19 protein-coding genes are annotated in these 25368 nt (G+C 46.6%); 1 reads left to right on the forward strand and 18 read right to left on the reverse strand.

Annotation, left to right across the window (positions count from 1 at the left end):
- Positions 1 to 107: 107 nt before the first annotated feature.
- The 12 genes from J7E78_RS01060 to J7E78_RS01115 form a co-directional block, all read right to left on the reverse strand.
- Positions 108 to 2288 (reverse strand): HelD family protein, encoded by a 2181-nt coding sequence (locus J7E78_RS01060; RefSeq protein WP_215074532.1) that lies wholly within the window; start codon positions 2286 to 2288, stop codon positions 108 to 110.
- 225 nt (positions 2289 to 2513) lie between these two features.
- Positions 2514 to 4298, reverse strand: coding sequence for an ABC transporter ATP-binding protein (locus tag J7E78_RS01065; RefSeq protein WP_215074533.1), 1785 nt, complete (start codon positions 4296 to 4298; stop codon positions 2514 to 2516).
- A 111-nt stretch (positions 4299 to 4409) separates the two neighbouring features.
- Positions 4410 to 5708 (reverse strand): NCS2 family permease, encoded by a 1299-nt coding sequence (locus J7E78_RS01070; protein ID WP_215074534.1) that lies wholly within the window; start codon positions 5706 to 5708, stop codon positions 4410 to 4412.
- Between the two features lie 243 nt (positions 5709 to 5951).
- Positions 5952 to 6710 (reverse strand): tRNA threonylcarbamoyladenosine dehydratase, encoded by a 759-nt coding sequence (locus tag J7E78_RS01075; protein ID WP_091020457.1) that lies wholly within the window; start codon positions 6708 to 6710, stop codon positions 5952 to 5954.
- An 18-nt stretch (positions 6711 to 6728) separates the two neighbouring features.
- On the reverse strand, positions 6729 to 8507 hold the full coding sequence (gene aspS, locus J7E78_RS01080; RefSeq protein ID WP_215074535.1) for an aspartate--tRNA ligase: 1779 nt from the start codon (positions 8505 to 8507) through the stop codon (positions 6729 to 6731).
- A 213-nt stretch (positions 8508 to 8720) separates the two neighbouring features.
- Positions 8721 to 9974, reverse strand: a complete 1254-nt coding sequence (gene hisS / locus J7E78_RS01085) for a histidine--tRNA ligase (protein ID WP_215074536.1) — start codon at positions 9972 to 9974, stop codon at positions 8721 to 8723.
- Positions 9975 to 10795: 821 nt separating this feature from the next.
- Positions 10796 to 12064, reverse strand: coding sequence for an SEC-C metal-binding domain-containing protein (locus tag J7E78_RS01090; protein ID WP_215074537.1), 1269 nt, complete (start codon positions 12062 to 12064; stop codon positions 10796 to 10798).
- Positions 12065 to 12691: 627 nt separating this feature from the next.
- Positions 12692 to 13138, reverse strand: coding sequence for a hypothetical protein (locus J7E78_RS01095; protein WP_215074538.1), 447 nt, complete (start codon positions 13136 to 13138; stop codon positions 12692 to 12694).
- A 106-nt stretch (positions 13139 to 13244) separates the two neighbouring features.
- Positions 13245 to 13751 (reverse strand): type 1 glutamine amidotransferase domain-containing protein, encoded by a 507-nt coding sequence (locus J7E78_RS01100; protein WP_215074539.1) that lies wholly within the window; start codon positions 13749 to 13751, stop codon positions 13245 to 13247.
- Positions 13752 to 14017: 266 nt separating this feature from the next.
- Positions 14018 to 14185, reverse strand: a complete 168-nt coding sequence (locus J7E78_RS01105) for a hypothetical protein (protein WP_156946186.1) — start codon at positions 14183 to 14185, stop codon at positions 14018 to 14020.
- A gap of 76 nt (positions 14186 to 14261) precedes the next feature.
- The gene (gene dtd / locus J7E78_RS01110) at positions 14262 to 14723 is read right to left on the reverse strand and encodes a D-aminoacyl-tRNA deacylase (RefSeq protein ID WP_215074540.1); all 462 of its coding nucleotides are present in this window, start codon (positions 14721 to 14723) and stop codon (positions 14262 to 14264) included.
- Positions 14724 to 14734: 11 nt separating this feature from the next.
- Positions 14735 to 16912, reverse strand: a complete 2178-nt coding sequence (locus J7E78_RS01115; protein ID WP_215074541.1) for a RelA/SpoT family protein — start codon at positions 16910 to 16912, stop codon at positions 14735 to 14737.
- Between the two features lie 373 nt (positions 16913 to 17285).
- On the opposite strand from J7E78_RS01115, the gene uraA reads away from it, so the two are divergent.
- On the forward strand, positions 17286 to 18602 hold the full coding sequence (gene uraA / locus J7E78_RS01120; RefSeq protein ID WP_215074542.1) for a uracil permease: 1317 nt from the start codon (positions 17286 to 17288) through the stop codon (positions 18600 to 18602).
- Positions 18603 to 18755: 153 nt separating this feature from the next.
- Here the strand turns inward: uraA and J7E78_RS01125 are convergent, their stop codons facing one another.
- From J7E78_RS01125 to J7E78_RS01150, 6 genes are all read right to left on the reverse strand, one after another.
- Positions 18756 to 19268: an adenine phosphoribosyltransferase gene (locus tag J7E78_RS01125; protein WP_215074543.1), complete on the reverse strand. Its 513-nt coding sequence runs from the start codon at positions 19266 to 19268 to the stop codon at positions 18756 to 18758.
- A gap of 37 nt (positions 19269 to 19305) precedes the next feature.
- Positions 19306 to 21714, reverse strand: coding sequence for a single-stranded-DNA-specific exonuclease RecJ (recJ, locus tag J7E78_RS01130; protein WP_215074544.1), 2409 nt, complete (start codon positions 21712 to 21714; stop codon positions 19306 to 19308).
- A 40-nt stretch (positions 21715 to 21754) separates the two neighbouring features.
- Entirely contained in the window at positions 21755 to 22714 is a 960-nt protein-coding gene (locus J7E78_RS01135) for a cation diffusion facilitator family transporter (RefSeq protein ID WP_215074545.1), read from the reverse strand.
- A gap of 73 nt (positions 22715 to 22787) precedes the next feature.
- A complete protein-coding gene (secF, locus tag J7E78_RS01140) occupies positions 22788 to 23696 on the reverse strand; it encodes a protein translocase subunit SecF (RefSeq protein ID WP_215074546.1) in 909 nt (302 codons plus the stop codon).
- On the reverse strand, positions 23686 to 24936 hold the full coding sequence (secD, locus tag J7E78_RS01145; protein ID WP_215074547.1) for a protein translocase subunit SecD: 1251 nt from the start codon (positions 24934 to 24936) through the stop codon (positions 23686 to 23688). The genes secF and secD overlap by 11 nt, the downstream gene beginning before the upstream one ends.
- 91 nt (positions 24937 to 25027) lie before the next feature.
- Positions 25028 to 25267, reverse strand: coding sequence for a post-transcriptional regulator (locus J7E78_RS01150; protein WP_215074564.1), 240 nt, complete (start codon positions 25265 to 25267; stop codon positions 25028 to 25030).
- Positions 25268 to 25368: the final 101 nt, after the last annotated feature.

Consider the following 25368-nt stretch of genomic DNA (forward strand, 5'->3'; position numbering starts at 1 on the left):
CGTTCTTCCTTGGAAAATCAAGCGATTTTCGCACAAAGGCAGAAAAAGGCATGCGCTTATGGGACTTTCCCATGAACGTCATGCCTTTTGTTATAATCAAACTTTATCTAACCAAGCTCTGGCCAACCTTGAACGGTTACCGGCTCGCCTTCGGTATTATGTGTTGCAGCCGCATAGATCGGCAGTTCACCGTCATGGAACAACCACAATTCGTGCAAGGCCCGTGTACAACCAACGTACAACAGCTTTGCATCACCCGCATTTGGCAAATAATGCTTCTGGTCTACGTCTGCCACAATAACGGCATCAAACTCTAACCCTTTGGACAGATAAACTGGTAAAACGGAGTGTCCACCCGTGTACTGCCTTTTGCCACCATCGATCAGGTTCAGATCCCAGCCTGCGGCCTGTAGGTCACGGTGAAGTTCCTCTGCTTCATGCAGTGTACGGGTCAGGATGGAGACCGTTCGGTAGTCTTTGACCGTTAACACCTTCAAAGCCTGCTCCAGACTCGCCGTCCGCCCTTCTCCTCCATAAGCCAACGTCCGAACCGGATCACCACTACGGAAAACAGGAATCGCCGTAATCCCGCTCTTGACGCCACGTTCCAGAATCGTATTGGCATAATCGATAATTTCCATCGTTGAACGATAACTTCGGGTCAATGCAAAGTATGCATTCTGTTCCTCAGGAAACAGAGAACTCATCTCTTCCCATGCATGAACACCACGGTACTCATGAATCCCTTGGGACAAGTCACCCAGTATGGTGAAGGAATGCCCTTTGACAAACTGATCCAATAACGCCACATGAAAAGGGGAAAAGTCCTGCGCTTCATCGATCACAATATGGTCAAATCGCTCCGAACCCTCAATATCATGGACCAGTGTGTGAATGTACACCAATGCAGGCAGATCCTCTTCACGGACGATATCCTGTTTCAGATCTGCTGCGGTTTGTTTCATGATTAGTTTTGGAATAAGCCCGCTGAGCGAGGCTGGCACAGAGCCACCCTTTGCAGCTTTGAACAGCTGTTTGTATAACGTAAGCGGCTCGTATTGAGGCCATTTTTTGGCATAAGCTTTCTCACGAGTAGACGCTTTTTTCTTGCGTTCTTTGCGCACAGCTTCTGGCATCGGTTTCTTAAGTTCCATCTCAATCCAGCGGTGAACCCGCGCCATGACCCGTTCTTTGCGTTTGGCCAGCGGATAATGTTTGTATTCCTCACCAAACCAGTTCTCGATCTCCGTCTTGCTGAGCACCTTACCATCCCATGGACTGAAGTCCATATCCGGCACGGAATCCTCTTCCATGCCTGATAGCCACTCTCGAATAAGCTCCATGAAACGGATCGATCCTTTGTAACGTCCAGGCACATCATCATTCAATTCAGGCCGTGCATCAGGTGTTTCAAACCAAGTGTTTAATGTATCCGACGTATCCGCCAAAGGCATCTCCAGCCCCAGCAGGTTCATCGCCCAATCCGGGAATGTCCGCTGCTGAATGTCTCCTACTCCGAGTTCCGGGAGCACATCCGAGATGTAATCCAGGAACATATGGTTGGGTGCAAAAATAACCATTTTCTCCGCAGATACCTGTTCCTTGTACTGATATAACAAAAAGGCAAGCCGATGCAGGGCAACCGTTGTTTTCCCGGATCCGGCTACACCTTGAATGATTAATGCCGTGTTTCTCGCCGCACGAATGATCAGATCCTGCTCCGCCTGAATCGTAGATACGATGTCACGGAGTTTGTTATCCTTGTTCTCTCCCAGACGATAAACGAGGAATTCATCAGATACCGCTGGCTGGTCGCTGTCACGGTTATATGTATCCGCCACACGTTCCAATATCCGCTGCCGAATGACAACGTTTCGTTTCAGATATACGAGACCTTCAATAAGCCCTTCCGGGGCTTCATACGTAGCGGAGGCTTCCCCTCCGGTAAATGAGTAAAACAGGCTCGCGACAGGAGCACGCCAGTCGATGACGAGCGGATGCTCTCCCACCTCTTCGCGGTCTACGCCGATTTTGCCAATATACAGCGGTTTCCGTGTACCACTGCCCTGTTCTTCGAAATCCAAGCGTCCGAAATAGGGTTGCTGCGCGCTCTTGGACAAGGCAGCACGGCGCTCTTCGCGTCCAGCTTCCAACACTTGTTCTGTGAAGTCGTGGCCGGTATACACCGGAATATTCTGCAGTCGTTCCAACTGACTGTCCACTTCCTCCATCGTTCGCTCTAACCTGTACTCTTCTTCTTGATAGGCACTTTGAAAGCTGTCTGACATGTTTCAGTTACCTCCTAAGAATATGTTTGCTCTGCATGGCCAATCACTGACGACGCAAAAGGATACCCACTATATCATATTGATGTGGAAAAAGCTACAGCAACCTGGTGACCTCATAAAAGAAGACCGTTGCTCACGCTCGTACTGAACGAATGATCAACGGTCTTAAGTTGAACTATAATTTAGACCTTATCTTTGGAAATAGTAATCAATCTAGTTCTGATTTCAATCTTGTCCTTCCTGTGCCACAAACTGCTTCTGTGCCAATTCACGGTATACCGGATGATTGCTAATTAATTCCGCATGTGTTCCGGTTCCAGTAACATGTCCATGCTCTAATACAGCAATCTGATCGGAGTCCACTACTGTGGACAATCGGTGCGCGATCACGATCGTAGTTCTGCCTTCCATCAGATTGGACAACGCCTGCTGCACTTCATACTCTGAGGTGCTGTCGAGACTGGATGTGGCTTCATCCAACATAAGAATATCCGGACTGCGCAGTAAGGCACGAGCAATAGCAATCCGTTGACGTTGGCCCCCGGATAACTTGATTCCTCTCTCGCCCACTTCCGTGTCATAACCCTGTGGCAGCTTGTCGATAAAGTCGGCAGAATAAGCCATCACAGCCGCTCGCCGGATCTCATCCATTGTGGCCTCACGACCTAATCCGTACGTGATGTTGTCTTTGATCGTACCCGCCATAAGCGGACTTTCCTGAGATACATACCCGATCTTGCTACGCCAGGAGGCCAAGGAATATTCCGTTATGGCTTGTCCCCCATATGAAATATGGCCTGAATCGGGCATATAGAACTGCTCCATCAAAGAGAACAGTGTTGATTTGCCGCTACCGCTGGGACCGACAATGGCTGTCACTTTTTGTGTAGGTACCGTCAGATCGATCCCGTGCAGCACTTCCTCACCTGTGACATAGGAAAAGTGTACATCATGGAATGTAATCGTCTCATTTCCTTTTGGCGCTACCTTGGTGCTGTGATGTGGCTCTTCCTCATCAGCAAGGATGGCTTGTATGCGCTCTGTTGCACCTACAACTTTCTGTAAACGGGAGTATAATGTTGTGAATTGTCCCATTGGCATAATGACCTGGAACAACAACAATATGAACGCGACCAGTTCACCAGGTGACAGCATGCCAGACGCTACGCGCATTCCCCCCACACCCAGGATAACGACCAACACGGCAGTCATGACAAATGTAAACAAGGGACCGATCAGAGCGAGGATACGTGCTTCCTGCAAGCCAAAAGCAAACATTTTACGAATCCGGGAATCCCCTGCTTCCACTTCCTGTTTCTCTGTGCCGTAGGCTTTTACCAAGCGGATCTCACCAATAACCTGACTAAGCACGGACGTAAGACCTGCCATTTCATCCTGCTGTTTCTTGGAAATCTTGTACATCTTCTTACCCACCGGCAATAGGATCAACAGCGTAAGTGGCACCAGACTCAGAATAATGAGCGACATCACCCAATCCAAATAGAACAGTAACGCCACGCCACCCACAACCGCAACGATGTTCGACACAAAGGAAACCAGATAATCCGCGATCAACGTCATGATCAGGCTTGTATCATTCGTAATCCGGCTCATCGTATCCCCTGTCCGATTGCGATCGAAATATGGCATTCGCAGCGACAAGACCTTGTTCCACAGATTCGTGCGAAGCGTTGCGACCACGCGTTGTCCGGCGTAATTTAACATATAAATACTAATGCCCGAGGCAATCGCCTGAATCACAAATGCACCGAGCAACAATAAAATCACAGATTTGTTCAATGCCGAAGTGGTAAGCCCATCAATCAGACCTTTGGTCATCAATGGCACGATCAGACCGGCTGTTGTTTGAATCAGGGTTAAGATAAGGGCCAGGAACAGAATTACTTTTGGCGGGTTCGTGGAAGCGATAAGTTTGACGAAATCCTTGAATCCCTTTTTCCCTACTTTTGTCTCCTTAGAATTTGACTCAGAGTGCAGCTGTTCTTCCATTCTAGTTCCTCCCGTTCTGTTTCAGCTTACCCTTGATCATACGTGTAGATTTCAATTAGGTTTTGTTACCACGCTGTAGCTAGCCATAACTGCCGATAGTTTATATTCGTTTCACAAAATACCATGTAACACAAAGTTCGCCAAGAACAGGATGGAAATGCCATACATGACCACAGGCACCTGTTTACCTTGACCTGCTGCCAGCTTCGCTAATGGATAGGCTATAAATCCAAACGCCATACCGTCCACGATGCTATATGTAAATGGAATCATGACCATGATCAGAAATGCCGGGAAGGCCTCTGTGAAGTCACCAAAATCCATATCTTTCACACCTTGCACCATCAGGCCACCAATAATGATCAAAATGGGTGCAATTGCACTGTCCGGAATGTAACCGAGCAGCGGGATGAAGAAAAAAGTAGCCCCGAATAACACAGCTGTAACGAGCGGAGTCAAACCTGTGCGACCACCTGCCGCAATTCCGGCTGTAGTCTCGGCTGCAGCAACTGGAGGACTACTTCCGAATACACCTGCCAGCACGGTGCTAATGGACAGAGCACGCAGACTACCTTTGAACCGCTCTGGACGACCAATCATCTGTGTCTGAGCGGTAATTAATCCGATATTTTCGAACACCACAATCAGCAGTAGGAGGAATACCGCAATCCAAAACGCGACATCAGCCAGCTTCATCAAAGACAACTCGCCAAACAACCCACCGTATTGACGCAGCGCATCCATCGCTGATACGGACTCACCCGGTTTCACTGCTCCAAGTAGATAGGCAAGACCTGTCCCGACCAGAATACTGATGAGAAGTCCACCTTGTACGTTCCGTATAAATAAAATCAAGGCAAGTACCAGCGTAACGCAGGCTGTAATGACATTTGGATCATTGAAATGCCCAATCGCGACAAACGTGGTCTGGTGTGCGATAACAATTCCACTTTTTTGCAAACCGATAAATGTCAGAAACAAACCAATCCCGACCGTAATGCCATGCTGCAGATTTTTCGGAATTGCTTCGCTGATCATTTTGTATAGTGACGTAAACGCAACAATGGCAAACAGTATACCTGTAACAGTTACAACGGCCAGCGCTTCTTGCCAGCTTAATTTCATGGAATGTACAAGTGTATACGTGAAAAATGCATTAATCCCCATTCCGGGGACCACGATAATCGGTGATTTTCCGCCAAATGCCATAAGCAAACAGCCTGCAATGGACGTCAGCAGGGTTCCAACCATAGCTGCCTGCAAGGGCATCCCGGCATCGGAAAGAATTGTAGCATTGACCATAACGATATAGACCACGGCAAAATAGGAAATGGCTCCCGCCACAACTTCCTTTTTCCACTGGTCTCCTGGCTCCATGCCAAGACGTCTGGTCATCCATCCGTGTTTCATTTCGTTCTATTCCCCTCTCTCAAGCTGCAAATTCTTTATGTATGTATCATCATTTCGCGCAGCAGAGAATATCATACACGGTTTTGACTTTGAAGTACATGACGTAACTCTGACATTTATCTAGGGCTACAGTTCGGCTATCATAGACGATTTACGTCCCATCCGCTCCGTGTTGCGAAGTATGATCACACCAAAAAGCGCAGATGCCTTATCGACATCCACGCTTCTTCAGTTGGCAGCAAGTTACTGCTGTTTGTTCTCTGCAATTTCTAACAAATCCTTAATCGCAACACTGACCATAATCAGTCCGGCTACCGGAGGCACAAATGAGTTACTCGCAGGTGGCTGTTTAGCCTTGCGGATTTCCGGAGCATTCTCGGGAACGATTTTTTGTGTTACGTCCTCACGCGGTTTCATCGGCTTTTCAGTCGAGAAGACCACTTTCACACCTTTTTTAATGCCGTCTTTGCGAAGTGTGGTACGCACAACACGAGCAATCGGGTCCATGGTCGTTTTCGAAATGTCCGCAACCTGGAATTTCGTTGGATCCATTTTATTGGCCGCACCCATGCTGGAGATCATCGGAATTTTACGTTTGAGGCACTCTTTAATGAGATGGATTTTGTAAATAATCGTATCGGATGCATCCAGCACATAATCCAGTTCATATTTGAACAATTCCTCATACGTCTCTTCCGTGTAAAACATATTCAGGGCAATCGCATCACATTCCGGATTGATCAGTTTCACACGTTCCACCATCAGATCCGCTTTTTTCTGCCCTACTGTCGTGGTCAGAGCATGAATCTGGCGGTTAATGTTGGTGATATCCACTACGTCTTTATCAATCAGGATGATGCGCCCAACGCCGCTACGGGCAAGAGCTTCTACAGCAATTCCACCTACGCCGCCAATACCCAGGACAGCGACTGTACTATTCTTTAATGCGTCCAGACCTTCAGGTCCGATCGCAAGTTCTGTTCTTGAAAATTGATGGAGCATTGAGAATCGATGCCTCCTTTATTTCTTTTCCGCTACCGGTTTACGGGCTATGCGGATATGAAGTTGTTCCAATTGCGAGTCATCCACTTCGGAAGGTGCATTCATGAGCAGATCCGTTGCACTTGCCGTTTTCGGGAAGGCAATCGTTTCACGCAGATTCGTGCGGCCTGCCAGCAACATAACGAGACGGTCCAGACCAAAGGCAATACCACCATGCGGTGGAGTTCCATATTCGAATGCTTCCAGCAGATAGCCGAATTTCTCATTTGCTACTTCTGTAGAGAGTCCCAGGGCAGCAAACATTTTCTCCTGAACGTCACGTTTGTAGATACGCATCGAACCGCCACCTACTTCATAACCATTGAGAACAAGGTCATAGGCTTGAGCACGAATAGCACCCGGATCTGTGTCGAACAGATGTACATCTTCGTCTTTTGGACGTGTGAACGGATGGTGTTCTGCCACATAACGTTTTGCATCTTCATCATATCCGAGGAGTGGGAAGTCCACAACCCAAGCGAATTTGAATTTGCTGTCATCGATCAGTCCGAGTTGACGGCCGATTTTCAGACGCAATGCACCTAGTACGTCAGCAACCACTTTTTTCGTGTCTGCGGAGAAGAGCAACAAGTCGCCATCCTCAGCACCTGTACGTTCTTTGACCGCTTCGATTTCTTCAGGCGTAAAGAACTTCACGATTGGCCCTTTGAACTCGCCGTCTTTCACTTGAATCCAAGCCAGACCTTTTGCACCGTAACGTGCAGCAAATGGTCCGAGATCATCGATCTCTTTACGGCTCCATGTGCCACAGCCTTTAGCGTTCAGCACTTTCACTTCTCCACCTTTTTCGATGACAGAAGCAAACACTTTAACACCACTGTTGGCTACGATATCGTTCATTTCTACCAGTTCCATACCAAAGCGAAGATCTGGTTTGTCTGAACCGTATTTACCCATTGCATCTGCATACGTAATCCGTTGGAACGGCAGTTCCAGCTCAATACCTTTGGTTTCACGCAGCAATTTGGACATCAGTTCTTCCATCATTGGCAACAGGTCATCCTGTTGCAAGAAAGAAGTCTCGATGTCGACTTGAGTGAATTCTGGTTGACGGTCTGCACGCAGATCCTCATCCCGGAAACAACGAGCGATCTGATAATAACGCTCAACGCCACCCACCATCAGCAATTGTTTGTAGATTTGTGGGGATTGTGGCAAAGCGAAGAATTCACCTTCATGCACACGGCTTGGTACGAGATAATCACGCGCACCTTCCGGGGAGCTCTTGGTCAGGATTGGTGTTTCCACTTCAACGAACTCTTCTCCATCCAGGTAGTCACGGAACACTTTGGACGCTTTGGAACGCAGTTTCAGTGTTTCGAACATTTCCGGACGACGTAGGTCCAGATAACGATATTTCAAACGAAGGGATTCATCAACTTCGACACCATCCTCAATGAAGAATGGAGGGGTTTTGGCTGCGTTCAGCACTTCGATTTCTGTGATTTGAACTTCAATTTCACCTGTAGGCAGGTTTTTGTTAACTGTTTCTGCATCACGTTTAACAACTTTACCCGTTACAGCGATAACATACTCGCTACGTACGCGATCTGCGATTTGCAGAGCTTCACCGGAATAAGCCGGGTTAAAGACAACTTGTACAATCCCGCTGCGGTCACGCAGGTCGATGAAGAGTACGCCCCCCAAGTCACGGCGGGTTTGAACCCAACCGTTCAATGTTACTGTTTCACCGATGTGTGCGGGTGTTAATGCGCCGCAATGATGACTTCTTTTCATAACCAAACTCCTCATTATGTGAATTTCCGTTCTGTATGGGCAGATAGTGCCTGCTCTTCAACAGTCCGGTTACGTGTAGACCATGTATTCGAAAAGGCATGTTACCTCTGGCTCGCCAACTTCCGATTAATTGGAATCGTCGGTGAACCTCAGTAATTTTGCCGGATCAATGGTTTTACTTGAATGTTTAAGACTTAATGTAACACTTCGTGCTTATTTACCTTCGCGAATTGCTGCTACCAGATCATCAAGCTTCACGGTTTGTTGCTCACCCGTATCCATCGACTTGAGGGCGATCTCACCACGCTCCAGCTCGTCATCACCAAGGATGGCAGTATAGCGGGATTTGAAACGGTCAGCTGATTTCATCTGTGCTTTCATCTTGCGGCCCAGATAATCACGTTCCCCAGATAGTCCAGACTGACGAAGTTTGAACAACTGACGGTTCACTTCACGATCAGCTGCCTCTCCCAGAGCAACAAAGTACACATCCAGTGGAGCCAGCGTAGTAACCTCAATATTTTGGTGCTCCAGAATCAGTTGGATGCGCTCCAGACCAATACCGAAGCCGATGCCCGGCTGATCAGGTCCGCCGATATCACCAACGAGACCATTGTAACGACCACCGCCGCCAACGGTATCAATCGCTCCAATCCCTTGGGCTTTTAATTCAAAAGCAGTCAGCGTGTAATAATCCAAGCCCCGAACCAGACGATTGTTCACAGCATAATCTACTCCGAAATCATCCAGGTATGCCTGCAGCTTGGCAAAGTGATTTAAAGACTCTTCATCCAGGCTATCCAGTATGGACGGTGCCCCAACGAATTTGTCCTGATCGACTTTACAGTCGAGTACACGCAGCGGATTACGCTCCATGCGGGACTGGCAGTCCTTACACAGGCTGTCTTTCATTGGTCTGAGGAACCCAAGTAACGTCTCGCGGTATTCTGCACGGCTGGTCGAGTTACCAACAGAGTTGATCTCCACTTTGACATCCTTTAAGCCAAGTTCTACACACAACTGGTATCCAAGTGCGATTACTTCCGCATCAATCGCCGGGTCCAGCGCACCGATGGCTTCTACACCAAACTGGTGGAACTGACGCTGACGGCCTGCCTGCGGACGCTCGTACCGGAACATCGGACCGATGTAATAGAGCTTGCTCACATCCGGTTCGCCGTAGATTTTATTCTCTACATACGCACGGACAACACCCGCTGTTCCCTCCGGACGAAGAGTCATGCTGCGATTGCCTTTGTCATCAAAGGTATACATTTCTTTCTCAACGATATCGGTAGTCTCTCCTACACCGCGTACAAATAAAGAAGTCTGTTCGAAGATCGGTGTACGAATCTCGCGGTAATTAAACCGTCGACACAGATCTCGTGCTTTTTCTTCTACGTACTGCCATTTCTCGACAACTCCAGGCAGTAAGTCCTGCGTTCCAGTCGGTTTTTGAAAAGCCATCTTGATCCCTCCAGCATTGATTTTTTTCTCTAAAAGTTAAAAAATTCTACACGTGATCACTGCGCGGGCAGAACAACCTTACAATCGCTGTTATCCCCAGATTTTTTGAATTAATTTTATAATGTGGAAATCCGGTGATAGCATATGCTTCCGATGTAGCTTTCTTTCAGAAAGCTTTTAGGCGAACGCTTCGCTTTTACAAGTTTTTTTCTGCCCTCTCCGTTTTCGTGTATTTCTTTTAAATCACTTATATAACAAAAAAATCCCTCGCCCTGTCGCTGAGTATACAGCAAACAAAGGGACGAGAGATTGTGTAATATACATTCACCCGTGGTACCACCCACATTCCGGAAACCTGACACTTTAGCCGTTCAGGTGATCTCTGATGATTCAGGGTTGCACACAGCACCCTGATCAAGCAGATATTCCGCTCTACGTGTAACGCACGTCCTGCGCAGGCCGGCTACTGGTCAACAGATCAACTCTGCTATGTTCGCCGTCTGTTCTCGGGGAAGTCATTCGTCCGCTCATCAAGAGAATCCTTACAGCCTGGGGATTCCTCTCTGGTCATGTGGGCACGGAGTACTTGGTCCCGTCATCAAATCAGTAATATAGTTCAAATATCGACTTGTATTGACTATAGTCAACGTATTATTTTCTGATTGTAATGAACCGCAGTGCTAAAGTCAAGGGTTAACACGAAAAGATAGCTCTAAAAATTTTGCTCACACGCAGCATGGTATGAGGAGTCCACAGAAAATATGGCTAGTAGAAGCTGGATTCATCATATGAATTCCAACTTCTATTCGCTTCTTATTCCTCTATTGTTTCAGCATCCACTTCAACAGATCCGGCTCGTTCGCCCATAAACGGGAATGCATAATGACATAAGCAATCGCTTCGTCGGAGTCGCCCATTCCAACAAAGTCAGGGAGGTTATGCGGCAGCCGTTTCAAACCCAACAGGTAATCAGGCACATGTTTGTTCACACCCCGAGCCACACGGTACAGCATTTTGAGCTGGGAGGTGATTCCGTTTTTCTTATACTCCAGAATGATCTTGTCATAGGCAAAGGCAGTTGCGGCGTCACCTTCTCCATACTCCTCCAGCAACTGCTCTGCCTGATCCAATTGGTTACTGTACAAATACACAGCAGCGAGCAGGTAACGTGCTCCGGTATTGTCTTCCGTATTAAGCTCTAGAATATGCTTCAGAATTTGTGCCGCTTCTTTGGTATCTCCCCCAAACCAGCAAGATTCGGCGTAGCTTTTGCATATCCGGATATATGGACGAGTCTCATGAAGCCCCCAGAAGTCCCCTTTGTTCTTCTCAAAAAACAGTTCACCCAATTCGCGTTTGCCAGCAGCGATTCCAGCCTTAAGGTAAGCCCGTGCATCATGCTCATTGTCCGATTCCTCAGCCAGAATAAGATACGCATCAGAGCTGTCAGGATACATCTCCAGCGCGGTTTTCGCCAGCTGTATTCTGCGTTTGGCAGAACTGGCTTCCAGCGTCTTATACAGCAGGGCCTGCGCTTTGTCCTTTGATGTACCTAGGCTGTTCAGGATCATCAGCTCGTCCGTTTCGCCGCCCATACCGTATTCATCGATGTAATTATACATCTCCTTAACCTTCCGGGAGATTGTGCCTGTCGTTACCTCATATTTATCCGCCAGCTCGGCCTTTGAGACATGGAAGCCGTATTCCTCGGACAGCAAATACTCAATTGCGGCACAGAATGAGCCTGTCTTTTTCACAGTAGGGCGAGTCTGGCGGGAATACCCGTTCCATAACATCAGAGCTTCCAAAATCAGCTCCCGCTCATATTCGTTCCTCATGTTCTCAATAAGCTGCAAGGCCAGCTGTTCGTGAGCCGGATGCTCCCATTTCAATTCGCTCGCCACCATCTTTTTCAGCTTGGTCAAAGTAAGCTTGCTCTCAGATTGAATCGTGGCTTCGCGGATCGGCTGCTCCGTTGATATCAGCCGCAGTACGGATTCTACCGTAGAGGACTCCTTGTTCAGACAACATTTCTTATATTTTTTCCCACTTCCGCATGGGCATAGATCATTTCTTCCAACCTTACTCAAAACTAATTCCCCCTTAAATCTGTCTCTTGCCATTCGCATGAGAACACTGTTGCTTTTGCATTATAGCTTTCATTTCTCAAACGAGGCATTTTATATAACTTACAATTTCCAGCGATCAAGCAGAACGGCTACCCCGCCCTTATATAAGGACGGGGTAATTTCAGCGAGTATATGTTCATCTGGAATATGACCGATTACTCTGGCGATGAATTCCTCATAGTCACTGTCATAGAATTGGAGTCGCCTGAGCTCGATCGCAGGAAGCTTGATTTACCGTCCAATGTAACCCAACTATGAAACCAATTCGCTTTAGAAAATTAAACCCATTTCTCTATTCTAGCAAAAATTCAATAAAGGAGTAAGCTTCGCCCAAAACATATACATTCTCAGCTCAAAAAAAATAGCCTGCACACGGTGTGCAGGCTCAAAGGATATATAAAAAAAGGGGGTCATGTGTGTTATTATAAGCCCACTATGTTAAAGGCTTATGTAACTAATGTTACAGTAATATTACAAAAATGATAGCGCTTTATATTTGTGTTTTTTAATATATTTATTATTGAAAAACCCTTGCACAGTACTCGACTCTGTAGTCAAGCAGTGCAAGGGCCTAGATGTATCTACACGTTAATTCAACTCTTCCACATAGGCATGGTTGGAGCGAAGTTTATGAACAATCTCGTCATAATCCTCATCCCTCACTTTGGCAGACAGAACATAATGCAGATCATCATAATCGGCCGAAGACACATCCGCAGCATCCAGCATGTCTCCATCCTCATTCACTCTGTCACGAGAGTCCCGTTCTGCATCACGATCCACATTGGATACCACAGGGATCACATTTTCGCTGGCTGGAACACCGGGAGCAGCACCGACACCCATTGCCCCGTTAGTGCCTACACCGCCCGCAGTATTATATGGTACCAGTGGTACCATAACACGCGTGTCTCTACCTATCGCACTATCGAGTTGACCTACTTCCAAATGCTCTGTACGGAACGTCTGAAGAGAAGTTCTTGCTCCCTCCGCCTCGTCTTCGGTTCGAAAATACGCCTGAATATGTTTTGTCATGTCAAACCCTCCTTTTTCGGAATGAAATGCTAACGTGAAGTTTGTAATCGTCACGATGAAACGTAGTTAAGGTACCTCAATGTATGTCAGTTAAAACTGGGTGAAGTTAAATAACTTTTAGCAGTTCACGTACAAACGCTGGCTCATCTTCAGGCGTTCGGGATGTAATATAGTTCCCATCCACAACGGCCTCATGATCCTTGAACTCTGCCCCTGCGTTTACCATGTCATCCTTAAGTGGTGGATAGGATGTAATGGTGCGGCCTTTCAACAGACCGGCACTAGCCAAAATTTGCGGACCATGACAGATCGCAGCAATTGGTTTCTTCGCACTGTTGATCTCGGTGACAAACTTCAAGATGTGCGCATCACTTCGCAAATTCTCAGGGGATGATCCACCGGGAATCACGACTGCATCGTAATCTGAAGCGGATGCATCAGCGATCGCCTTATCTGTGGTATAGGAGGCCTTTCCTCCTTTACCTTTAAGGGTCTCACCGGCTTTTAATCCGATAATCTCCACTTCATGTCCAGCTTTTTTTACTTCGTCATACGGAACCTGCATCTCCGAATCTTCAAAGTCATTCGCCAATAAAAAAGCAACTTTACTCATAACGTATGTTCTCCTTTCCGTGTTCGAACTTTCTTTATAAAATCGGGTCTTGCAGTACATTGGCACTTCATTGTGCCTCGTTTTGTTATTACCCTCACCAGAGCAATTTATAACAATTCAATGTAATTTCATTTTGTGACGAAGTCGTCAAAATAATAGTTAAAAAGATCATCTCATGACAAAAAGTCCTGATTCGGTAAGGAATCAGGACTTTCTCAGAATCTGTATAATCCAAATATCGGATAATTACATCCCTGTGTAAACATTCAAGATCGCGGAAGATGACTCTGCTTCCCTTTGTCCGAATCCTGAAGTGCCCAGATCGTTGCAACATACTCAGCAGCCGAACGGGCAAGGTGCAATGATTCATACAGGTTGCCAGGGAGTAACAAAGGCTCTGTACGGGTACGTGTTTCTTTCGCAGATTGGCGCATAATTGGATGGATACTCCTTTGTTCATGAAATAGTCATCAACGAATTATCCCTCATTATGGCCTGAACCCCATGAAATTATGCACGTGGTTCCTGACGAACCGGACTTTCAAGCATCAAAGTCACGGGTCCCCAGTTGGTAAATGTTACATCCATCATCGCTCCGAAACGACCGGTTTCCACCTGAATACCTTTGTCCCGTAGTAGTTGATTAAACGTTTCATATAACAGTTCTGCCGCTTCAGGTCGGGCCGCAGCCGCAAAGCTCGGACGCTTTCCTTTGCGACAATCTCCGTACAGGGTGAACTGGGAAACAGACAATACAGCACCGCCTACATCAAGCAGGCTGAGATTCATCTTCTCCTGATCATCCTCAAATATCCGTAACCCACTAACTTTGTCAGCCAGATACTGGACATCTTTCTCGGTATCCTCATGGGTAATACCTACGAGCAGCAGTAATCCGGATTCGATCTTACCTGTAAGCTCGTCTCCCACGGTTACCTGAGCCTCTTTACAGCGTTGTACAAGCACCCTCATCTACAGGCTCCTTACTGCATAATCCGATGCACCGAATAGACATCTTTCACACGTTTGATCCGTTCTACAACGGATTGCAGATGATCCGTATTACGAATCAGAATTGTGACGTGCACCAATGCTAATTTATTTTTATCTGTCCGTCCTGTAACGGCAGATATATTGGTTTTACTTTCGGATACAGCCTGGAGTACCTCGTTGAGCAAGCCATTCCGATCATGGCCTGTAATCTCAATATCCACACTGTAACTCGCTTCGATATTCTCTTCCCACTCAACCTCAATCACACGTGCTGCTTCTTCTCCATCTGCACTTGTCGGGATATTCGGACAGTCACTGCGGTGTACAGAAACGCCGCGTCCGCGTGTAACGTATCCGATAATGTCATCCCCAGGTACAGGATTACAGCATCGTGCGAATCGGACAAGCAAATTATCGATGCCTTTGACACGAATACCGTTGGTTGGTCGATTTCTGCGCTCAGGCGCAGGTTTCAGCTCGCGCATCTCGGAATTTAATTCCAGCAAACTGGACTCTTCCTGCTCTTTACGCAGTTTTTCGGTTGCTTTGGTTACAATCTGTGCAGCAGTAATCCCACCGAATCCAACAGCCGCAAGCATGTCATCAATATCGTTAAACGCATATTTTTTGGCAGCTTCCATCAACTTGTCATCCGTCATCCACGCAGAAGGATCAAGCCCCATGCGTTTTAGTTCACGCTCACAGCTCTCCCGACCTTTTTCAACGTTTTCTTCACGGCGTTCCTTCTTGAACCATTGTTTGATCTTCGCTCGTGCATGAGAAGATTTTGCAATTTTCAGCCAGTCCTGGCTAGGTCCGTAAGAATGTTTGGACGTCAAAATTTCAATGATATCACCTGTCTTCAGATGATAGTCAAGCGGAACAATTCGACCGTTCACTTTGGCACCAATGGTGCGATTACCAACCTCCGTATGGATTCGATAAGCAAAATCCAAAGGAACAGAGCCAATTGGCAATTCAATGACTTCTCCTTTTGGCGTAAATACAAATACCAGATCCGAGAAGAAATCCATTTTGAGTGATTCAACGAATTCTGAAGCATCCTGTGCTTCATTTTGGAGTTCAAGAATTTCGCGGAAGAACGTAATTTTGTCTTCGAATTGCGGACCTGCCGCTGCGCCTTCCTTATAAGCCCAGTGAGCAGCGATACCAAATTCAGCAGTCCGGTGCATATCCCATGTCCGAATCTGTACCTCCGTTGGTTCGCCATTGGGACCAACTACGGTTGTATGCAACGATTGGTACATATTTGCCTTCGGCATCGCAATATAGTCTTTAAAGCGTCCAGGCATCGGTTTCCATAACGTGTGTATAATTCCCAGGGTAGCATAACAATCCTTGATATTATCCACAATAATACGAATGGCAAGCAGATCGTAAATTTCGTTAAACTGCTTGTTTTTGGTCGTCATTTTCTTGAACACGCTGTAGATATGCTTCGGGCGGCCCGAAAGGTCTGCCTGAATGCCCATCTCATCGAGTTTGTTCGTAATTCCATCCATAACCGTATCAATATATTGCTCACGTTCCGCACGCTTTTTGTGCATCAGGTTTGCAATTCGGTAGTACTGCTGCGGATTCAAATAACGGAGGGCGATGTCCTCCATTTCCCATTTGATTGCAGAGATACCCAAACGATTCGCAATCGGACAGAAAATTTCCAGCGTCTCATATGAAATCCGGCGCTGGCTTTCTTCCGACTGAAACTTGAGTGTCCGCATATTATGCAGACGGTCAGCCAATTTAATCACGATGACACGGATGTCCTGCGCCATGGCGATGAACATTTTGCGGTAGTTCTCGTTCTGCTGTTCTTCCTTGGAGCGGAACTTAATACGTTCCAGCTTCGTCAAGCCGTCAACAAGCATGGCACACGTATTGCCGAAATGATTGCGGATCTCTTCAAGTGAGACCGTAGTATCCTCTACTACATCATGAAGAAGCGCTGCTATTATGGAGATGGTGTCCATCTGCATGTTCACAACAATGTCGGCAACCGCAAGCGGATGCAGAATATACGGTTCTCCCGATTTTCGCGTCTGTCCATGGTGGGCCTGATCAGCAAATTCGTAAGCTTCTCGTATGCGCACCAGATCGGGTTCTTTGATATATGCCCCGGCCTTCTCGAGTAATTGCTCTATGCCCATTCTGATCTGTTCCGTGTCCTTTCTATACCAAATGGAACCCGTGACATTGCTGCAACACAGGTTCCCCGTAAAAGTAATTTCCTATAATTATGACGCTTCCCCCGTTTCCCGTCAACTGCTGACGAATAAGAGCGCTTATCCAATTTTTATATTCGTGATCTGTAATACTTCTAACCCGTTTCCCTATAAGTCACAGGGGATTGGATGTATTTCTTATTTCTTATGTATTATTGCCGTTATTTGCTGAAATAGAAGGGAAATTCATGAAAATATAAATCCCATCGCTTTGCTACGTCAAAAATGTTATTGCTTAATTAAGAGAAACTCTGTAATCTATTGAAAGTTTGTGTTTCGAAAAAGGAGATGAAATTCATTGCAACGTGAAATTCAGGTTAATCAAAAGATGCCGCTTGGCTCAGGTTCACTGCTTAGCCTTCAGCATTTGTTCGCCATGTTTGGCAGTACGGTGCTTGTACCTAACCTATTCGGTGTTGATCCAAGTATGATCCTGCTGATGAACGGAATTGGAACATTGTTGTACATACTGATGTGTAAAGGAAAGATCCCCGCATACCTTGGGTCCAGTTTTGCCTTTATTGCACCTGTCACAATAGTATTAAAACAACATCCAGAGAATGGCTACTCCATGGCACTTGGAGCTTTTATCATAACAGGACTTGTTTTCTGTCTCGTGGCCCTCATTATTAAATTTGCGGGTACCGGATGGATTAACGTAGTCTTCCCACCAGCGGTTATGGGCGCCATCGTTGCTCTGATCGGTCTTGAACTTGTACCTGTGGCTGCAGGAATGGCAGGTCTGATTAATCCCGATATCCTTAAATATCCCAACTGGACACCTCAAGCCAAGCCAATTATTTTATCCATGGTCACATTGGGAATCACAGTAATTGGTGCAGTAACGTTCCGTGGATTTCCCAAAATCATTCATATTTTAATCGGAATTGTATCCGGTTATGTATTGGGTAGTTTAATGGGTCTGGTTGATAAACAAGCTATCGGAAACGCAGATTTCATCTCACTGCCAACCGTAACCACTCCTACATTTGACTGGTCTGTTGTCTTCACCATTTTACCTGTAGCACTCGTGGTTATTGTAGAACATATTGGACATTTGCTTGTAACAAGCAGCATTGTAGGCAAAGATCTCTCGAAAGACCCTGGGCTTCATCGTTCCCTGCTTGGTAACGGGGTCTCCACCATTCTGTCCGGGTTTGTAGGATCTACTCCTAATACAACCTATGGTGAGAACATCGGTGTTATGGCACTAACTCGCGTATACTCCACATATGTCATTGGTGGTGCAGCGGTTATTGCAATCGTACTCTCCTTCTCAGGAACATTCTCGGCGCTTGTAGCTAACATTCCTGTGCCTGTTATGGGTGGGGTATCCCTGCTTCTGTTCGGAGTTATTGCAGCATCCGGTTTGCGTATTCTGGTTGAACAGAAAGTCGATTTTGCCAAACCGACCAATCTGCTGCTTACTACACTTGTACTGGTCATCGGGCTAAGTGGTACAGAAGTTACCTTCTACGGTATTCATCTGAAAGGGATGGCACTGGCAACCATTGTCGGAATCCTGATGAGCTTGTTGTTCAAACTGTTTGAAGTACTGGGTTGGTTGAATGACGATTCGCGTAAACAGCCTATCACTGAAAAAACGCCCGATTAATTCCATCTTATACACATCAAAAAGCCTGTTCTCCCTAACCTTTACGGTTGTAAGAACAGGCTTTTTGATAATCATTAATACTGTATATTATTTCCCGGGAAACGGGAAAAGCAATTCATGTTTCATCACAGCCGTACATGTGGAGATTTCAGCTTAATAGTTCATCAATGTGAATACATCGATTTCAGGCAATTTAGCACGTCCATTCAGATCAGACAGCTCGATCAGGAAAGCAGCACCGACAACTTTCCCACCCAATTGTTCAATCAAGTTGATGGAAGTTGCAATCGTTCCACCCGTTGCGAGCAGATCGTCTGCGATCAGGACATTTTGACCTTTTTCAATCGCATCTGTGTGCATCGCGAGTGTATCCTTGCCATATTCGAGATCATAACCGACTTCAATCGTCTCTCCAGGCAGTTTTCCACTTTTACGTATCGGCGCAAAACCGACACCTAGAGCGTACGCCAGAGGGGCGCCCACAACGAAACCACGTGCTTCAGGTCCAGCAATGACGTCAATTTTGAGATCAGAAACCATCACTTTCAGTTCATTAATCGCCTTGCGGTACATTTCTCCATCCTTCAACAATGTTGTAATGTCCTTAAAGCTGATTCCCGGTTGTGGAAAGTCAGGAATGACACGAATATAATCTTTAAAATCCAAAATAATCTCCTCCTAAAATAAACACACAAACTTCCATCTAAGATACGCCCTTCATCCGGGATATCATCCATTGTGTCAGTTGCGGTGTGGCTGCATCCAGCATCAGCTGTTCTATCTCGGCCATATTTTCGAGCGCCTGATAGTGACGTGAAGCGGTTAGTTCACGCTTAGGCGGGTTATCCACAAACGCAATTTTTCCGTTATCACGGGTAATGAAGGACAACTCTTCGAATACATCCAACATCATCGTAATCATGCGCGGCGAACAACCACACTGACGACTGAGCACAGGAGTAATCTCTTGTTCCTCCACGGGTTCAGCTTTCCATTTCAACACCTGCATATAAATACGCTTAAAGAGTTCTCTGGAAGGCATCTGAAGGCGATCTCGGCGGTTGCCTGATCCGTGCAGAAGGATGATATTCTCTGCTCCACTGAACAAAGCCAGCATGGCATCAAGTTGTTCCGGGGTTTCCGGCGTATCAAACACAAATAACGTCCGGACTTGTTCCTGTCCATAGTGCTGCGCAGCAGCATTACACGGAAATAACCCGACCTTTCTATCATATACCCAAAGGCAAGGTTCATACAATGAATTTCCCTCGGAAACATTGGTTTCTTTCCGAACAATAGCACCTATAGAACCTGATTTGTATCGCAGATGCACCTCAAGTGAGCTCAAGAACTGTTTCATCGCATTTAATGGCTCGGCATTACCGCGCATATCAAACACTTGAACCTGAGGAACATGAATGTCCTGAAGCATCAGTTGAGGTTTTCTCATCCCATTCCACTCATTGATGGACAGTTCTCCCATCACATCAATTACGGTACCTGGGAGAATGAACTCTGCTAACGCTCCTTTGCCAAAAGCAACTGTCTCCAGCTGCTGACCATCCTGTTCAAGTACCAGTTTCAGATGGCGTTTCTCTCGTCCCATCGTTCTGGTTTCTTTTACAGTCACACTTCTAAATACAAAGCGTGGCGAAGGATTGCTCATCCCGAAAGGTTGCAATCTGTCGATCTCCTGGATCACTTTCAGCGGAACATCACTGATTCTGCATTCGTCATCCGCAAGACGCTGAGGTACAAAATCCTCTTCGGTCAACACAGTTGCAGCAAACTCATTCAAGCCCGCCTCAAGTTCTTCCAGCTGATCCCGATGCAGGGTCATACCTGCTGCAGCCGGATGTCCCCCGTAATGGTCCATGGTGTGTTTATTGACTGTGAGCGCCTGATAGATATCCAAGCCCTCAATGGAGCGCGCAGAGCCCTTGCAGACACCGGTCTCTGGATCGATCCCAAGGATAAGTGTAGGTCGGTAATAACGCTCCAGCAATTTGGAAGCTACAATACCAACCACTCCGACGTTCCAGCCCTCCCCAGCCAATACGATTACATCTGGAACGGATCCTGAACGAAGCTGTATCTTTTGTTCCAACTGTGCCGTTGCTTCTTGTAATATGCCTTCTACGACTTGCTGCCGCTCCCGATTCAATAGATCAAGCTGGCCCGCAAGCGTATGAGCTTCATCCAGATTCCCGGTGGTGAGAAGCGATACCGCTCTCCCGGCATGATCCAAACGTCCACTGGCATTAATACGAGGTGCCATGGCAAAGGCAATATTAATCGAAGTCACCTGACTCTGATCCACACCGCTGATTTCCAGCAATGCACTTACACCGGGAAGACGTGAACCACGCATGGATTCTATACCATAACTCACAATAACCCGGTTCTCCCCTTCCAGAGGCATCAGATCGGCAACTGTACCGATGGCGGCTATCTCCATCCATTCACCCGGTACCTCCCCGATTAATGCCTGAGCCAGCTTCAAGGCAACACCTGCACCAGCCAGTCCCTTAAAAGGATAAGGGCATCCCGGAAGTTTGGGGTTAATGAGCGTATAGGCTTCAGGCAAAATTTCAGGCGGCTCATGGTGGTCTGTCACAATGACTTCAATTCCGAGTGTTGCAGCATAAGCAATCTGTTCTACGGCACTGATGCCTGTATCTACAGTGATGATCAGGGTAACGCCTTGTTGATGCGCCCAATCGAGCGCATGGTTGTGCAATCCATACCCTTCATTCGAGCGATGAGGGATATATATATCGTACGAAGCCCCAAGATGACGCATCAAATGGATCATGAGCGATGTGCTGGATACGCCATCGGCGTCATAATCCCCGTAGATCAAAATATGTTCTTCCCGCTCCAATGCCAGCTTGATTCGTGGCACAGCTTCATTCATGCCGAGTAACAAATAGGGATCATGCATCTGATTCAGGTCAGGATGCAAAAAACGTTCGGCCTCCTTCTCATTGTGCACTCCTCGACTCACAAGCAAACGTCCAACAAGAGGTGAAACGGAAAGCGCCTGCGAGAGTCCCGCAGCCGCCTCCAAATCGATATTCGGTGTATTCCACCGGTATTGCGAATAAAGCAATGATAACGCTCCTTTCCTGATCTACTGGACCCGCGCTTCACTACTGAATTAATGTCGCTTCGTGATCGGGCAGTTCATGATTGGATTTATAGGGATAGCCTGGATCATATGGTATCGCTTGAATCTGTACTTCTTTCACATGACTAAAACGGGTTAGCAGTAGTGTCTTGGCCCGATTTGCAATCTCCTGTGCTTCCAGTATCGAGATTCTTGGATTCACACTAATGACCAGCTCAATCGTAACGTCATGTTCCTGTTCACGTGCAACCAAATGCTCAATGGTAATGATGCCATATACCCGCTGTACGGTCTCTTTGAAATCTGACGCTTCTTCCTGCTCCAGTTCCTGAACAAGTGAACCATAGACTGTGTCCACAATCATTCGGTAACCCTTGTGAAGCACAAAACAGGAAGCAATCAACGCAGCCGTGGGGTCCAGATAGAGCAGCATGCTCAAACCCGTCTCTTCACCAGCCATCGATCCTATAATGCCGATTAACACGGTGAGCGAGCAATAGAGTGCACGGCGATGTTGCTGTGCATAGGATAGCGCCTGAGACTGATTTCGTTTACGGAAATATCTGTACTGAAATTGAAAAATCGCTTCTTTCACAGCCAGAGCTGCAACAGCTACCAAAAGTACCGACTTGCCGGGTGCTTCCGGTTCACTTCCGGAGAGACTGCCCAATGCGGAGATGGCAAGCTGTAATCCACCCATGAGGATCAGCACAGATAACAATACTGAGATTCCGGGTCTAGCAACACGTGAATGTTCTTTAAACCGTTCCCTGCGAGCCTTGCTCTTATCGCGTACAGACTTGGAGGGAAAGAGACCAGCCAGAGCAGAACCAGCTTCAGAAGCAGAATACAAGCCGTCAGCGAGCAATGATTTGCTGTTTGCCATATAACCGACTCCCGCTTTGATCACCGCAAGTCCCATATTACCAGCAATACCGCTCCATGTGGCAGCCTGAGCAGATGGGATATGTTCTCTGGTCATGAATATTCCCCCTTAATTCTGTACATAAAGTTGCAAAACCGCGCCTGGCAGACGCGGCTTCACAATAAGATGTTTAGTTAGATTCTTTAGCTACTGTTTTTGGCTTATCCACTTGTTTACCTTTGAGCGTGAACCATAATGGAGCGGCGATATAGATTGAAGAATAGGCACCAAAGAATGTTCCGATCACCATCGCCAGAGAGAACATACGAATAGACTCTCCGCCAAAAATAAACAAACAGAGTGAAGCAACAAATACAGTAAATGTTGTATTCAGCGAGCGCGTCATCGTTTGGGCTAAACTCCGGTTGACCACTTCACGCAGATCAGCTTTCGTTGATTTTTTGGCGAAACGCAGATTCTCCCGAATCCGGTCAAAGATAACGATGGTATCGTTGATCGAGAATCCGACAATGGTTAGTACCGCCGTAATAAAGGTCAGATTCACTTCAAGACGGAATATAGAAAATACACTTATAACTACGAAGGCATCATGGAATATGGAAACAACCGCTGCCAAAGCGAATCGCCATTCGAACCGGATCGCAACATAGATCATGATCCCGATACTGGCAACCAGTACCGCATAGATCGCATTACGCTCTAGCTCTTTGGCCATCTCTGGATCAACGGTATTCACTTCATAGGAAGCCGTTGCATCCAGTTTGGTAAATTCTTGCTTGAATTTGCTTTCTTGGTTTTCATCCAATACGTTCGAGAATCGAACATTAACCCGATCAGATCCAGTCGTGATCTGGACTTCCTTTGTGTCAACACCCAGTTCATTCACGATTGGATTGATTTGCTCCGCTGTGATGGTTTTGGATACGGTGATATCCACATTTGATCCTGAACGGAAATCAACGGCGTAGTTCAATCCAAGTGAGAGCAAACTGATAATCCCTACTACAGTCAAAATGATCGAGAATGTATAGGCAATTTTACTTCCTTTAATATAATCAAAATTCCAATTAAAGCGCACGAATTTCACTCTCCTTCACTCCGAAGTACTTAGGCTTCTTCAACACGTTAGCCCGTACGAGCAGGGTCAACAGGAAGCGGGAGAAGAAAATATTCGTGATAATACTGGTGACAATGTCAAAGATCAGCACGAGTGCAAAACCTTTAACCGCACCTGTTCCCAAGAAGAACATCACCGAAGCAGCAATAATGGTCGTAACATTGGAATCAATGATCGTACGGAAGGAATGTTTACCACCCGCTTTAACTGATGACAAGATCGACTTACCACTACGCATCTCTTCCTTAATCCGTTCGTACGTGATGATATTGGCATCCACCGCCATCCCTATACCCAGGATAAACGCCGCAATCCCTGGAAGGGTAAGCACGAATTCTCCTAAATAGAAGATTGCAAGTACCAGCCACGTATGTGTAATCAAGGCAAAACTCGCAATAATACCAGGAATGCGATAAAGCCCAATCATGAACACTAGAATAATAACGGAACCAATCAATCCCGCTTTAATGGTCTGATCCAGAGAAAGCTTACCAAGTGTTGCACCAACACTTTGTGAATACTTCTCTGTAAGTTTCAGTGGCAATGCACCCAGGTTAATGGTGTCACGAAGCTGGTTTGCTTCGTCACGTGTGTAAGCACCCGAAATCTGAGCGGAGCCATCTGTCAACTGTTGTCTAACGGTTGGAGCAGAGAGCAGCTCATCGTCCAAATAAATGGCAAGAGGTTGTCCGATCAAACGTTTGGTAATCTCGGAAAATTTGGCTTTGTCTTTCACTTGAATGTCAATCATAGGCTCATTCAATTGAGTGAACACAACTTTGGCTGCATTCTCAACAAATTCATTTCCGCGAAGCTCAATTTTGGTGTATTCGCCTTCCTTGTCGTTCTCAGCTTTACTACGGAAGGTCAAAACAGCCGGTTCCTTCATTTTGGCTCTAACTTCAGCCTCATCCGTAACCCCTGCCAACTTCAATCGAATCCGGTTGCTTCCTTCAGTGGTTACCTCCGGTTCGCTTGTTCCGAGCGCATTGGCGCGGCTTTCAAGACTTTTGGCCGTTTGCACCAAAGATTCTTTGGTGACTTGTTGACCTGCTTCGAGCGGCTCTGCTTCATATAAGATCTCGTAGCCTCCCTTTAAATCAAGGCCCAAGCGTATATTTTTGAGCAGTTCCGGGCTTGTTCCCACCATTACCCCTGTGGTGACAAGCACGACCAGAATGAAACTGATAATTCTTTTCATGCCGTTCCTAGATCCCCCTTCGTTCTCAATATTCCTATTATAGCGATGCCGTAAAAAGCAGTCAATTTTCAACAAAAAAGATCCCTTTCGTCTAGAAAGAGGACCCCCGGTATGCAGACACGGTCATAAAGTTCATAAAGCTTGTTGCTTTCAGTGACAAAATGTCGTTCACCAGCTGGTGAAGCGGTGGAATGCCCTGTTTTTCATATTTATGACTGACGCAATTCCAGACATCTTTGCTGGTGACATGTTCGTAACCGACAAGCCTTAATTCCTCCGCCTTGCTACGGCAGAGCATCTCTATTGACTGTTCCAACTCCACATCATTCATTTCTTCCAACGGGGAGCCTCCCTTCGTACATCCAAGCCTTTATGCGGCATCAATATTACATGATTCGACTTCGCCTGATCATATTCCTTCTTGCTGATTAT

This window comes from Paenibacillus polymyxa, from assembly GCF_018614975.1.
Classification (GTDB): Bacteria; Bacillota; Bacilli; order Paenibacillales; family Paenibacillaceae; genus Paenibacillus; species Paenibacillus polymyxa_E.

What these genes read in the sequence shown, in the direction of transcription:
- J7E78_RS01060 (WP_215074532.1), bottom strand. Translation starts at nt 2,288, where the DNA reads ATGTCAGACAGCTTTCAAAGTGCCTATCAAGAAGAAGAGTACAGGTTA.
- J7E78_RS01065 (WP_215074533.1), bottom strand. Translation starts at nt 4,298, where the DNA reads ATGGAAGAACAGCTGCACTCTGAGTCAAATTCTAAGGAGACAAAAGTA.
- J7E78_RS01070 (WP_215074534.1), bottom strand. Translation starts at nt 5,708, where the DNA reads ATGAAACACGGATGGATGACCAGACGTCTTGGCATGGAGCCAGGAGAC.
- J7E78_RS01075 (WP_091020457.1), bottom strand. Translation starts at nt 6,710, where the DNA reads ATGCTCCATCAATTTTCAAGAACAGAACTTGCGATCGGACCTGAAGGT.
- aspS (WP_215074535.1), bottom strand. Translation starts at nt 8,507, where the DNA reads ATGAAAAGAAGTCATCATTGCGGCGCATTAACACCCGCACACATCGGT.
- hisS (WP_215074536.1), bottom strand. Translation starts at nt 9,974, where the DNA reads ATGGCTTTTCAAAAACCGACTGGAACGCAGGACTTACTGCCTGGAGTT.
- J7E78_RS01095 (WP_215074538.1), bottom strand. Translation starts at nt 13,138, where the DNA reads ATGACAAAACATATTCAGGCGTATTTTCGAACCGAAGACGAGGCGGAG.
- J7E78_RS01100 (WP_215074539.1), bottom strand. Translation starts at nt 13,751, where the DNA reads ATGAGTAAAGTTGCTTTTTTATTGGCGAATGACTTTGAAGATTCGGAG.
- J7E78_RS01105 (WP_156946186.1), bottom strand. Translation starts at nt 14,185, where the DNA reads ATGCGCCAATCTGCGAAAGAAACACGTACCCGTACAGAGCCTTTGTTA.
- dtd (WP_215074540.1), bottom strand. Translation starts at nt 14,723, where the DNA reads ATGAGGGTGCTTGTACAACGCTGTAAAGAGGCTCAGGTAACCGTGGGA.
- J7E78_RS01115 (WP_215074541.1), bottom strand. Translation starts at nt 16,912, where the DNA reads ATGGGCATAGAGCAATTACTCGAGAAGGCCGGGGCATATATCAAAGAA.
- J7E78_RS01135 (WP_215074545.1), bottom strand. Translation starts at nt 22,714, where the DNA reads ATGACCAGAGAACATATCCCATCTGCTCAGGCTGCCACATGGAGCGGT.
- secD (WP_215074547.1), bottom strand. Translation starts at nt 24,936, where the DNA reads ATGAAAAGAATTATCAGTTTCATTCTGGTCGTGCTTGTCACCACAGGG.
- J7E78_RS01150 (WP_215074564.1), bottom strand. Translation starts at nt 25,267, where the DNA reads ATGAATGATGTGGAGTTGGAACAGTCAATAGAGATGCTCTGCCGTAGC.